Source organism: Corynebacterium sp. HMSC05H05, from assembly GCF_001807265.1.
Taxonomy (GTDB): domain Bacteria; phylum Actinomycetota; class Actinomycetes; order Mycobacteriales; family Mycobacteriaceae; genus Corynebacterium.
On sequence record NZ_KV788382.1, the window covers coordinates 1 to 12,210 of the forward strand.

13 protein-coding genes, 1 tRNA gene and 1 pseudogene are annotated in these 12,210 nt (G+C 63.9%); 11 read left to right on the top strand and 4 right to left on the bottom strand.

The window, feature by feature from the left end; all coding sequences use genetic code 11:
* Positions 1-373: pseudogene (locus HMPREF3151_RS03300) on the top strand (DNA primase); the annotation flags it as partial.
* A 339-nt stretch (positions 374-712) separates the two neighbouring features.
* Here the strand turns inward: HMPREF3151_RS03300 and HMPREF3151_RS11520 are convergent.
* Complete coding sequence (locus HMPREF3151_RS11520; RefSeq protein WP_083290156.1) at positions 713-1,102, bottom strand: hypothetical protein; 390 nt, start codon at positions 1,100-1,102, stop codon at positions 713-715.
* 177 nt (positions 1,103-1,279) lie between these two features.
* Complete coding sequence (locus HMPREF3151_RS03310; RefSeq protein ID WP_070473595.1) at positions 1,280-1,933, bottom strand: 8-oxoguanine DNA glycosylase OGG fold protein; 654 nt, start codon at positions 1,931-1,933, stop codon at positions 1,280-1,282.
* Positions 1,934-1,967: 34 nt separating this feature from the next.
* Between HMPREF3151_RS03310 and HMPREF3151_RS03315 the strand changes: the two genes are divergently transcribed.
* Positions 1,968-2,573 (top strand): MazG nucleotide pyrophosphohydrolase domain-containing protein, encoded by a 606-nt coding sequence (locus HMPREF3151_RS03315; protein WP_070473478.1) that lies wholly within the window; start codon positions 1,968-1,970, stop codon positions 2,571-2,573.
* Here the strand turns inward: HMPREF3151_RS03315 and HMPREF3151_RS03320 are convergent.
* Entirely contained in the window at positions 2,570-2,986 is a 417-nt protein-coding gene (locus HMPREF3151_RS03320) for a hypothetical protein (protein ID WP_070473481.1), read from the bottom strand. The genes HMPREF3151_RS03315 and HMPREF3151_RS03320 overlap by 4 nt on opposite strands.
* Positions 2,987-3,379: 393 nt before the next feature.
* Here HMPREF3151_RS03320 and HMPREF3151_RS03325 point away from each other — a divergent pair, with 393 nt between their 5' ends.
* The 7 genes from HMPREF3151_RS03325 to HMPREF3151_RS03355 all read left to right on the top strand — a co-directional run bounded on the left by HMPREF3151_RS03325 (position 3,380) and on the right by HMPREF3151_RS03355 (position 10,534).
* On the top strand, positions 3,380-4,186 hold the full coding sequence (locus HMPREF3151_RS03325) for a lytic transglycosylase domain-containing protein (RefSeq protein WP_083290157.1): 807 nt from the start codon (positions 3,380-3,382) through the stop codon (positions 4,184-4,186).
* 59 nt (positions 4,187-4,245) lie between these two features.
* Positions 4,246-5,520, top strand: coding sequence for a phosphopyruvate hydratase (gene eno / locus HMPREF3151_RS03330; protein WP_070473485.1), 1,275 nt, complete (start codon positions 4,246-4,248; stop codon positions 5,518-5,520).
* A 159-nt stretch (positions 5,521-5,679) separates the two neighbouring features.
* Complete coding sequence (locus tag HMPREF3151_RS03335) at positions 5,680-6,483, top strand: type IV toxin-antitoxin system AbiEi family antitoxin domain-containing protein (protein ID WP_070473487.1); 804 nt, start codon at positions 5,680-5,682, stop codon at positions 6,481-6,483.
* Positions 6,484-6,674: 191 nt separating this feature from the next.
* Positions 6,675-8,339 carry a hypothetical protein gene (locus HMPREF3151_RS03340; protein ID WP_141741293.1) on the top strand — a complete coding sequence of 555 codons (1,665 nt, stop codon included), beginning with the start codon at positions 6,675-6,677 and terminating at the stop codon, positions 8,337-8,339.
* Between the two features lie 24 nt (positions 8,340-8,363).
* Positions 8,364-9,026, top strand: a complete 663-nt coding sequence (locus tag HMPREF3151_RS03345) for a septum formation initiator family protein (RefSeq protein WP_070473491.1) — start codon at positions 8,364-8,366, stop codon at positions 9,024-9,026.
* Positions 9,027-9,050: 24 nt separating this feature from the next.
* Entirely contained in the window at positions 9,051-9,614 is a 564-nt protein-coding gene (locus tag HMPREF3151_RS03350) for a DUF501 domain-containing protein (RefSeq protein WP_070473597.1), read from the top strand.
* Positions 9,611-10,534: a Ppx/GppA phosphatase family protein gene (locus tag HMPREF3151_RS03355; RefSeq protein ID WP_070473493.1), complete on the top strand. Its 924-nt coding sequence runs from the start codon at positions 9,611-9,613 to the stop codon at positions 10,532-10,534. Before HMPREF3151_RS03350 ends, HMPREF3151_RS03355 begins: the two co-directional genes overlap by 4 nt.
* Before the next feature lie 12 nt (positions 10,535-10,546).
* Here HMPREF3151_RS03355 and HMPREF3151_RS03360 read toward each other — a convergent pair whose 3' ends face one another.
* Positions 10,547-10,816: a hypothetical protein gene (locus HMPREF3151_RS03360; protein WP_070473495.1), complete on the bottom strand. Its 270-nt coding sequence runs from the start codon at positions 10,814-10,816 to the stop codon at positions 10,547-10,549.
* Between the two features lie 125 nt (positions 10,817-10,941).
* Between HMPREF3151_RS03360 and wecB the strand changes: the two genes are divergently transcribed.
* Together wecB and HMPREF3151_RS03370 are read left to right on the top strand one after the other, a co-directional pair.
* A complete protein-coding gene (gene wecB / locus HMPREF3151_RS03365; protein ID WP_070473496.1) occupies positions 10,942-12,072 on the top strand; it encodes a non-hydrolyzing UDP-N-acetylglucosamine 2-epimerase in 1,131 nt (376 codons plus the stop codon).
* A 64-nt stretch (positions 12,073-12,136) separates the two neighbouring features.
* A tRNA-Ile gene (locus HMPREF3151_RS03370) sits at positions 12,137-12,210 on the top strand.

Genomic DNA, 12,210 nt, shown 5'->3' on the forward strand with positions numbered 1-12,210 from the left:
GGGCTCCGACGGCTCCGACGTTGCCGCCCCCGCACCGGGCGCCCCCGAGAGCGCCGCGCCGGGCGCTCCCGACGCGTCGAACTTCCTCGCCACGGTCGCCGGCGAAATGCGCGACTACGCCGGCCGCAACTTCGTCTCCGAGCTGGCCGTTGAGCCCATCCACGCCGACGACCTCTACGAATACGCCGATTCTGTGCTCTCGCGCCTGCAGGAAACCCGCGTGGGCCAGCAGATCGCGCAGCTGAAGTCGCAGCTCCAGCGCATGCGGCCTTCCGACGACGAGGAGGCCTACAACGCCCTCTTCTCCGACCTCGTCGCGCTCGAGCAGGCCCGCCGCGACCTCAACGACCGCGCCTTCCGCGGCAACCGTTAGGGGCGCGGGTATACCGAAATTGGAATGTGGCAAATATTTGCCACATTTCGAAAACACCACATCCGTGGGCGAGTGGTGCTGGACGAAAAGTTGGGTGGGGCCCTTCGGAAGGAGCCGCCCCACATGAGGAAACCGGCTACCTACAACCGGCTACCATGCAGAGAAACCGCTGGTAGCCGGTTGTATGTAGCCGGTTTGCGTGGTAGCGGCGGCGGTTTCGGGCGAAACCCCCGAAACCGCCCCGAAAACCCCTACTCGGAGCGGCGGGCGAACTCGCGCAGCGCCCACTCCACGGCAGGAACATCAGCTACTGCTCCGGAACCGGGTCAATCATTGGCCTCACGCTGCGGAGTGCTGTTTGAGAATCTGCCCGACTCGGCCGTAGCTGATGCCCAGAAGGTAGGCGATGTCACGGTAGTTGTAACCGCGTTCAGAGAGGTCTTTCGCGTGCTGGGCGATTTTCCCCAGTTGATCGTGTTCTTGCCGACGCAGCTCTTCGAGCTCGTCTCGTGCCGAAAGTGCCGCCTTTTCCGCTTCGCCACCGATGGCGAGTTCGATCTGGGCGGACTCTGCATCGTGGGTCAGTTCGGGAAAAAGTCCAAGGGCGTCTTTGAATTCGTCTTCAATCTGATCAAGGCGACGTGCTTGGACGATGACACCAGGGTCTTGATCGAGTTGGCCGACCCACCAGCCGGAGTCACGTTGGACAGTCGCGGTAAAACAGTTCATCGTTATTTCAGTCCAATCTGCTTATAAATCTTTTGGGCGGCGAGATCGGGAATTTCTCGATGCCTGGGAACAGTCGTGTAGCGGTCACCGACCCATATGCCTGCCACTGACCACCTAAAAACAAAAACCCGGCGAGTTCAGGTTTTCCCTGAGCTCGCCGGATCGCACACATTCTTCCTACTCGGAGCGGCGGGCGAACTCGCGCAGCGCCCACTCGACGGCGTCCAACGGCAGCGATGAATCGTAAGCGTCGCGCGCCGAAGCCAGCGCAGCTAGGTACTCGCTGTACTCCTCGGCGGTCCAGTCGGCGTCAGAAGACAGCCCGGCCAAACGAGCGCGGTTGGAGCAGATGATCACCGGCTTCAACTCAGAGCCAGAGCCCGATTCCTGCTCCCCGGCCAGGAAGTACGCCACGGCCGACGCGAACTTCGGCGGCAGGCCAGTGCCGACCAAAGCACCGTAAGCGTCAACGGCACCCACGCCGTCAAGCTTCCGCACCGCCCCCAGCAGCTTCGAAGCGTTCCCCTTGTTCCGCAAAAACGCCTGCATCTGCATCACCTGGTTGGACTGGCCAGCGGCGTAGGCGAAGCAGGCGCCCAAAAAGTCGATGATCTGCTCGCGCGCAAAACCGGACTCACGCACGTCCTCGCCGAACGCGAACACCTCGGAGCGGGTGATGGAGGCGGTGGCGTCGTCGCGGAACGGCGGCACGCGGCGCAGGTGGTGCGGCCACCCAGTCTTCCAGCGGATGGGGGAGAAGGTCACGGAATCGCCCAGCGCGTCCTGCGCGGTGGGCTTGACGGTCTCGAGGGCTTCAGCAATCTGAGTCATGCGCTCCATCTTAGAGCCCTTAGACTTGCCCACCATGACCGCAACCGTCCTGCTTCTCGACCCCCGCTGGCCCTCCCTCATCCCCCTCCACCTCGCCGGCCGCATCAGCGGCGATGTCGCCTTCACGCCTGAGGTGCCTGTCGACGTCCGCTGGGCCCTCAACGTCAAAGGCGGCACGGAAAGCTGGCTGATTTCCACCGACCCGGACGACCCGGAGGTCCGTTGCTGGCAGGGGGAGGGCGCGGCAACGGAACGCGTCGCTAGTCTCGACGACCCTGTCTTCGAGGCCACCCGCACGATGCACGCCGCGCGCCGCCGCGGGGAGTGGGAGCAGGCGATGACGCACGAAAGCCTCCTGCCGTTTCTGTGGGAGGAGGCTGAGGAAGTCGCGCAGGCAATCGAGCACAAGTTGCCTATCGACGATCTAAAGTCCGAACTGTCCGACCTGCTGCTCCAAATCCTGTTCCACGCCGAAATCGCGCAGGAGACCGGAGCGTTCGATTTCGGCGACGTGGCCGACGCGTTCGTGCAGAAGATGCGCCGCCGCGCGCCCTACCTTTTCGACGGCTCAACCGGCCCCGTGGACAAAGCCACCCAGGACCGGTTGTGGGAGGAAGGCAAGGCCGCCGAGAAGAATTAGCGCAGCGCGCCGATGTAGTTGCGGATGTCCGGCAGGTTGGCCTGGGAGGACATCTGGGAGCTCATGGCGAAGAACTGGTCCAGCGGGGTGGCCGGGTCCGGCTTGACGATGCCGCACTCCAGCGCGCGGTCCGCAAGCGCGCCGACCGTGGAGGCGGAGGCGAGGCGCAGGGTGGCGTCCTTGCCCACGACGTTGTTCACGTTGGCGACCAGCTGGGAGCGGGTGGTGTCCGGGCCGACCATGTTGGTGGAGGTCAGGCCAACGCGCAGGGCGTCGCAGTTGGCGGTGGCGATGTTGCCGTTGAGCAGCTTGAGCAGCTCGAGCGACTGCGTCTGGGCCTGAGCGGTGGCGGGGGAGGTGACGGCGGCCGCGGCCATCAGGCCAGCGGCGGCAAGGGTTGCGATACGGCGCATTGGAAGGGGTCCTTTCGGGGAAGAAACTAGGTCGCGGAGAATCATACATGTTAAGCAAGTGGCACGTGTGGCAAAAGTGGCAAAATTGATCGCATTTCGGTCGGCCAGTGGGGTGGACATGTGCTGATTAACTTGCGTCGATGAAAACCCAAAAACAGCCGCGCGAAACCCCAGCTCGCAACCCACCCTCCCGCCCAAAACACACCAAAAACATCGCCGAATTCAGGTTTTGCCGCAATACCTGAATTCGGCGCGGGTGTGCGCGGTGGTATGTGCTTCAAGGCAGACATAAACCCGCCGCGAATTCGGGCCAACTACGACAAAACCCAACGCGGGTATGTGCTACCGGCGCGTTCACCATTCGCAGGCACCCGCGCGGTACACTCTCCGGTCATGTCAGCAGCCAGGCGAGTAGCGCGCGGGTGCGGCTGCGCGGGTGTCCTCGTCGCGGCCGCCGCGGTGGTGATGGTGGTCGCGCTGGTGGCGTGGCTCATCGCCGCGTTCTCCACCCCGGACCGTCACGAGCCGCTCCAGCCGGTGCCCACCACCATGCCGCCGCCAGCCGCCGTAGCGCCCCCGCCTATCGACGTCCACGGCCCCGGCCGCACCTCCGACCTGCTTTTTGACTGGTCGCAGGACATCGGCAACGCCACCAACGTCTCGGGCCAGGCGATCCGCGCCTACGCCAACGCCGCGCTGATCGCCAACGAGTCCTGGCCGGCCTGCAACCTGCAGTGGAACACGCTCGCCGGCATCGGCTGGGTGGAAACACGCCACGGCACCTACACGGGCCACTTCAACAACTCCCAGTTAAACCAAGATGGCTACCCGGAGCCGCCGATCATCGGCCCGAAGCTTGACGGCGACGGCTTCGCCCACGTCACGGACACCGACCAAGGCGCCTTCGACAACGACCCTGAGTTCGACCGTGCTGTCGGCCCCATGCAGTTCATCCCCGAGTCCTGGGCGCGCTTCGGACGCGACGCCAACGGCGACGGCCACCCGGACCCGCAGCAGATCGACGACGCCGCTCTCGGCGCCGCCAACCTCCTGTGCAACTCCGGCGGGCACACGCGCGACCTGGCTACGGAAGAGGGCTGGCGCCAAGCGATTTTCGCCTACAACCAGTCCAACGACTACGTGGCCAAAGTCCGCGACGCCGCGGCGAACTACGCCATGAACCAACCGGCGCACCGATAGCACTGACCGGGCTAAGCTAGTACCCGGTAAAACGCTTCCGACCCACGCAAGGAGTCACCATGGCCGACATCATGCACATCTTCGCCCGCGAGATCCTGGATTCCCGCGGCAACCCGACTGTGGAGGTGGAGGCGCTCCTCGCGGACGGCTCCCACGGTCGCGCGGGCGTCCCGTCCGGCGCGTCCACTGGCGAGCACGAGGCGCACGAGCTTCGCGACGGCGACGAGCGCTACGCCGGCAAGGGTGTGCTGAAGGCTGTCGAGAACGTCAACGAGACTATCGCGGACGAGTTGGCGGGGATTGAGGCGGACGACCAGCGGATCGTCGATAGGCTGATGCTCGAGCTCGACGGCACCGACAACAAGAAGAAGCTGGGCGCCAACGCCCTTCTGGGTGTGTCCATGGCCGTGGCGAAGGCTGCCGCTGATTCGGCCGCGCTGCCGCTGTACCGCTACATCGGCGGCCCGAACGCGCACGTGCTGCCGGTGCCGATGATGAACATCCTCAACGGCGGCGCCCACGCGGATTCGGGTGTGGACGTGCAGGAGTTCATGATCGCCCCGATCGGCGCGGAGACCTTCACCGAGGCGCTGCGCATGGGCGCCGAGGTCTACCACGCGCTCAAGAGCGTGCTGAAGTCCAAGGACCTGTCCACCGGCCTTGGCGACGAGGGCGGCTTCGCCCCGTCCGTCGGCTCCACCAAAGAGGCCCTGGACCTCATCGTGGAGGCCATTGAGAAGGCGGGCTACAAGCTTGGCGACGACGTCGCGCTCGCCCTCGACGTCGCTTCCTCCGAGTTCTTCGAGGACGGCGCCTACAACTTCGAGGGCGGCAAGCACTCCGCCGAGGAGATGATCAAGGTCTACGCGGACCTGGTGGAGCAGTACCCGATCGTCTCCATCGAGGACCCGCTGGATGAGAACGACTGGGACGGCTACGTCACCCTCACCGAGCAGCTGGGCGACAAGGTGCAGATCGTGGGCGACGATTTCTTCGTCACCAACCCGAAGCGCCTGGCCGAGGGTATTGAGAAGGGTGCCGCCAACGCGCTGCTGGTGAAGGTCAACCAGATCGGCACCCTTACCGAGACCTTCGACGCCGTGGAGCTGGCCCACCGCAACGGCTACCGCACCATGATGTCGCACCGCTCCGGCGAGACCGAGGACACCACCATCGCCGACCTGGCCGTGGCCCTGTCCTGCGGCCAGATCAAGACCGGTGCGCCGGCCCGCTCCGAGCGCGTGGCCAAGTACAACCGCCTCCTGCGCATCGAGGAGGAGCTCGGCCCGGCCGCCGAGTACGCGGGCCGCTCCGCGTTCCCGCGCTTCAAGTAAGCACTTGCTTATCGACGCACCTCCGGCCCCGCCCGTCTTCGGCGCGGGGTCTTCTTTTGGTCGCATCGATTGATGTTTGTATCAATCTGAACTGACGATTGTATCTCGATGAGTGATACAATCGTCGCCAGGGAGCGATACAAAGTGACGGAGTGGCGTATGAAGCAAGCGGAGGTGCTGGCGACCTTGGAGACGATCGCCTCCGACCAGTGGGGGATCGTCACTACGGCACAGGCTGGCCGGGAGGGCGTGGAAAGACTGCAACTTTCGCGGCTGGCTGAAAAAGGCGACCTTGATCGAGCGAGGCATGGCGTGTACTTGCTGCCCTCCCATCAGGCTGGGCCGCAGGATGAGATTCGTGCCGCATGGCTGTCTCTTGAACCAAAGAAGTTCATCGACGAACGCTGGGAGGATGAGTGGCCCGTCGTGGTTTCTCACGAGTCTGCAGCGCGCATCCACGGCATTGGGCGTTTGATTCCGCCGAAGCTCACATTCTCGACCGGCGGCACGAAGCAGACGCGGCAACAGGGGATCCGCATCTACACTCGCCGCGAGATTCCCGAAACAGACATCGTGTCCGTGGATGGGCTACCGGTGACAAGTGTTGCCAGGACAGTCGGCGACCTGGCTGAACTGAAGGTCGAGAGGGGATACCTGGCCGACCTGGTCGCGGACGCCTTGCGAAAGGAAAACGTACGCATCGATGACCTTGCTGAGAAGCTGAAGCCTGCAGCCCGTTCCTTCGGGGCGAAAACCGGTACGCAACTGGTCTCCGAGTTGAGTGCTGAAGCGTCTTCCGTGGAGGACCTCGATGAACTTCGCAAACGGCTGGTTCACACCACGCAGGGCGCGGGGGACTTGGTTATCGACGACAACGTATTGCAATTGATTAACAACCAAATCGAAGAGGCGCTGGAACCACTCCGGAAGCAGGTAGACCAGATAGCGAAACATCGGGCTTAAGGCGTGTGCTCGTAAAATTTAACGACGCACATTTCCCACCTGGGCAAACGCGCATCGAAAATCGCCGGAATGTCAGCTTTTGCGACGCAACACCATTTCCCGGTAGCGATGTCGTATGTCTCTGAGGGACTGGATCCGGCGCTGTCCAGTGACTAGGCAGCGTTGGGGCGAAACCACGTACAGTTGATCAAGTGACTATTCGTACTCTGTTTGATCAGCTGACCGTGGACTATCTGGCGGAGCGCACCGACCACGCGAGTTTTGACCGCGGGCAGAAGATCGACCCGCAGCGCGTGGCGATCACCGAGCGCACCGACAACGTGGTGCGCTCCACGGTGACCGCGCCGCACGAGTACCACGTGCGCCTTTTACTCAGCGGCGCGGACCTGCAGGCCGAGTGCGACTGCGCGATCGAGCACGAGTGGTGCCGCCACGCGGTGGCCACGGCGCTGAAGCTGATCCACGAGCGCGGGGAAGTGTTCACCCCCAGTGTGCAGGCGGCCGCTGCGGCGGAGGCCGTGTTCGACGACGAGATCGACGAATTCGTGGCCAACCTGCGCCACGACCAGCTGGTGCAGCTGGTGCGTAACCTGCGCGTGGCGCAGCCGAATGTGGACCTTGTGTTAGAGGTTGGGGCGGCGGAGCACGGTGGGGGACCGGAGGCCGTCGGTAGGCGAATCGCCCAACGGGTGGACCGCTTGAGCCGCAAGAACCCCGGCTGGTCCGCGCGACTGACCGCGGAAGTGGCGCAGGAGTGGTTCGCGCTGCTGGACATCTGCTCCACCTGCATCGACCGCGGCTGGGGCGCGCAGCTGGTGCGCCCGCTGGAGGCCGCCACCGAGGGCATCGGGCAGATGCTGCTGCGCACTGACGACGCCTACGGCTCTCTCGCCGACGCCTACCGCACCGCGATTATCCTGCACCTGGCCGCTTACCGGCAGGCGCCGCCGACGCCGGGGGAGGTGGTGGAGTGGATCTCCAACCTGGTCTTCGACGAAACCGGCTTCGGCGAGCCTGACCTAGCCGATTACGCCGACTGGCTGGACATCCCGGCCGTCGATGAGCTGGAGCGCCGCCTGGACAAGCAGGACACGCAGGACGCCTTCGGCCGCTACGACGACGCCCTGGTGTACCTGCGCGAGGGCATCGCTCGCCTGCGCGGAGACGACCTCGCGCTCGAGCAGATGCTCGCAGGCGACGAGCTACTCGCCTTCTTTGAGGAGCGCGCCCGCGACGACGACGCCCGGGAGCTGCTCGAAGCCGCCATGAAGGAGCGCGTGAGCACAAAGCGCCTAGGACTCGGCGGCACCGGCATCTCCATGGAGGCGCTGACAGCCCGCTTGGACCGCTACTTCGGCGCTGGCGCCCTATTAAAGTTCCGCACCGCCTTTGCCACATCCCACCCGGGTCGGGGTTTCCGCGAGCTGCTGGCCGAAGACGGCGCCACCCCCGCCATGGCCCAAGAGGTCATCGATGCCGCCCCGAGCTGGATCCAGGGCAACCTCAAGCTGCTCTACGCCGAGCACTTCGACGACTTCGAGCTGGGCTACCGTGTGGCCACCGAGCACCCGCGCCCGGACGAGCTGGACCCGGAGCTGATCTTTGAGATGGGCACCGCCATCGGCGTGAACGTGGACCGCGCCCGCGGCACCGAGCTGATGTTCCGCCTGCCGGAGCACTTCGCCGCCGCGGGTGATCTGCCCAGCTACAAGCGCTTGGAGGCGGAGCTGCGCGACATCCGCAAGTTCGTCGCCGACGACGCAAACGCGCAGGCCCGCTTCAACGAGCTGGTGGAGGACCTGCGTGCCCGCTACGCCGGCCGCGCCGCCATCCGCGAGATCCTCGAGCGCATCTAGTCCCTGGCGTATCATCTGCTGATTATGACGAAGCGCTCCCGCACCCGCCGCCCCAGCACGGTCCCCGTTGCCAGCCGCGACCGGGAAAACGCCGAGCGCGCCGCGCGCCGCAAACAACGCGGCAGGGCCATCGCATTTCCGAAGCAGGACATGGCCAGCGTGGTCATCCTCATCGCCGTGCTCATCCTCGTGCTGCTGGCCATCGCGGCGCCGCTGCGCAACTTCTATGAGGGCCGCGCCGAGATCGCCCGCGCCAACGAGTCCATCGCGCGCCTGGAGGCCCAAAAGCAGGCTCTGGAGGACGACATCGCCATGTACGACGACGACGCCTTCCTCAAACAGGAAGCCCGCCGCCGCCTCGGCGTCATGGAAGAAGGCGAGACCGCCTGGCGCATCATCGACCCCCGCATGACCGCTCCCGAGGCGATCACCACCGGCAAGGACGACATCCCCGACACCCGCACCTGGCCGCAGGTGATGTGGGATTCCCTACGCGAGGTCCCGGGGGAGGAGCTTCCGCCTATCGACGAAGCTCCGCCCGCCCCCGCGCCCGAAGCCCCAGCGCCAGAAGTTCCGGCTCCGGAGGCCCCAGCACCGGAAGCACCGGCGGCTCCGGAGGCCCCAGCACCGGAAGCACCGGCGGCACCGGAGGCCCCGGCACCAGAAGCTCCCGCGCCAGCGCAATAGGCGGCGTGTGGGACAATGGCCCGCATGCACACTCCTCCCACAGACGAACAACTCGCCATCGTTGCCGAGCAGCTCGGCCGCACCCCGCGCGGCGTGCTCGCCATCGCCTACACCACCCCGGACAACCAGCCGGCCGTGGTGAAAACCGCGCCCAAACTTGACGACGGCACCCCGTTCCCCACCCTCTACTACCTCACTGACCCGCGCCTGACCGCCGAGGCCTCGCGTCTCGAGGTCGCGCAGGTGATGAAGTGGATGGAAAACCGCCTCAACGCAGACAGCGACGAAGGCGAAGACCTGCGCGCGGATTACTTGGCAGCCCACGAACACTTCCTCGCCGAGCGCAACGCCATCGAGGACCTGGGCACCGACTTCTCCGGCGGCGGCATGCCCGAGCGCGTGAAGTGCCTCCACGTGCTCATCGCCTACGCCCTTGCCGAAGGCCCGGAGCGCGTCCGCTTCGGCACCGAAGCCGTGGCCCTGGCCGCCGAGCACGGTGACCTGCGCGGCACCGCCATCCCTGCCGACTGGCCCACGCTCGCCGACCTCGGCATCACCCTCGCAGAGGCAGGGGAGGGGCTGGCATGACCCGCGTCGCCGCCGTGGACTGCGGCACCAACTCCATCCGACTGCTCATCCACGACACGGACACCGGCGAGGTCTCCCGCCGCAACACCATCGTCCGCCTCGGCCAGGGCGTCGACGAAACCGGCCAGTTCGCCACTGAAGCGATCGAGCGCACCCGCGTAGCGCTCGCGGACTACGTCGAGGAGATGCAGCGCGAGAACGTCACCCGAGTGCGCATGGTGGCCACCTCCGCCACCCGCGACGCCGCCAACCGCGAGGACTTCTTCGCCATGACCCGAGAGCTGCTCGGCAAGATCCAGCCGGGGGCAGCTGCAGAGGTGATCACCGGCGAGGAGGAGGCGGCGCTGTCGTTTGCTGGCGCCACCGCAGACATCGATCCGGCCCGGGGCCCATTCTGCGTGATCGACCTCGGTGGCGGGTCGACGGAGTTCGTTATGGAGGGCCACGCCATCTCCACCCAAATGGGGTGTGTGCGCATAACCGAGCGCATCATGCGCACGGATCCGCTCACAGCAGAGGAGACCGCCGAGGCGCGTGTATTCATCGACGCGAAAATCGCTGACGCCGCATCCACCGTCCCTTTTGCAGAGACAAAGACGTTTGTGGGTTGCGCCGGCACCTTTACGACGCTCTCCGCGTTAGCGCAGGGGCTGGAATCCTACGACCCCGAGCGCATCCACATGTCGGAGATCCCATTCGATCGGCTGCGCAAAGTGACCGCGGACCTGCGCGGCAAGACCGCAGCGCAACGTCGTGAGAACCCAGTGGTCCACCCCGGCCGTGCCGACGTGATCGGCTCCGGCTCCACCGTGGTGGAGCAGCTCATGGATGCCTTCGAACGCGAAGCTGGCGCCACCAGCTTTATTATCAGCGAAAAGGACATCCTCGACGGCATTGTCGCAGGCCTTGCCCAAGATTAGGGGCGGATGCTTCTAGTCCTGGTCCGGCTCGTAGATCGTGTCCTCGATCTGCTTGTCCGAGCCGCGGAGCTTCTTGCCCTTGCGGAGGTCTCTGACCTCGCGCATGCGCGGCTCCGGATCAATCTTGTTCGCGATCGCTCGGCGAGCAGAGGCCGTGACCTGCTTGGTCACCGGCGAGTTAGCGACAGCCTGCGCGGCATTGACGATCTGGTGGTAGCGCTTCCGGCCAGCTTTCGTGCCGAGCACATACCCGGCGGCGGCCCCGACGACGTATTGGTACATGGTGGCTAGTGTATCTAGGAGTGGAAGTTCGCATTGACTTCACAACTACCGGTAGTGTTCAAAGAAGTCAGCGGCACCTTGAAATCAATTGGTTTTGAGCGGAGAAAGAAAAGCTTGGACGAAGAATGGTAAGTGAACACCCGAAGGTGATGGTGGTGTATGGGACACGGCCAGAAGCCATCAAACTTGCACCGGTCATCCGTCGGCTGAAGTCCTACGACGATTTAGATGTGGTCGTGGTGTCGACGGCGCAGCACCAGCAGCTGCTTGCGTCGATCGTCGAGAGGTTTGGCATTCACGCTGACCATGAACTTGCGGCAATGCCTGCGGGGAGGACGCTTAATCAACTTTTGGCATCGACGATTAGCGGCCTTGACTCCATCCTTTCGGAAGTTCAACCTCAGTTGGCTCTCGTCCAAGGGGATACAACGACTGCCTTTGCCTCCGCATTAGCGGCGTTCAACAGGGGAGTAAAGGTGGTACACCTTGAGGCTGGGCTGCGAACCGGGGATATTCGTGCACCTTTCCCCGAAGAAGCAAACCGCCGGTTAATTAGCCAGACTGCTGAATTGCACTGTGCACCGTCTGGAGATGCCGCGCAGAACTTGCTTGCGGAAGGCATCCCCAAGGAAAAAATCGTCATAACGGGAAATACGGTTATCGATGCCCTCTATGAAGTTGCGGAATGGGACGTTGAATTTTCTGATGGCCGCGTTAAGGACCTCGTTGATCAGAACGCCAGATTCGTCTTGGTGACGGCCCATAGAAGGGAAAATTTGGATAAACTTGGGGAGATTGCCGCTGCGATAGACCAACTTGCCGAATCATTCAGTAACGTCTCTTTTGTGGTTCCGCTTCACGCCAACCCGCTAATCAAAGAAACGTTCCAGCAAAAACTCGCCCTCAAAGATAATGTGTTTCTGATCGATGCGTTGCCCTACCCGGAATTTACAGCACTGTTGAGACGAAGCTGGATGGTGATTACAGACTCGGGCGGGGTACAAGAAGAAGCGCCGGCATTAGGTATCCCGGTCTTACTTATGCGAGATAAGACTGAACGACATGAAGTGCTCCAGTCTGGGTCTGTCCGTTTAGTAGGTACCGACGCGACCCGAATTGTCGAGGCAGCTACTCGAGTTCTGGATGACGAGGAAGAGCGGGCGGCGATGTCTGTCGTTTCAAGCCCATACGGAGAAGGTAGAGCTTCCTACCGGGTTGCTGACGCTCTCCACAATTTGCTTATTACGAATGGTTAGAGGCAACAGGGCAGGGGGCATTTCATCACGAGCAGAATGGCATGGCTATACTTTCGGCAAACGAGGGGCTATAGCTCAGTCGGTTAGAGCTACGGACTCATAATCCGTTGGTCGCGGGTTCGAGCCCCGCTGGCCCCA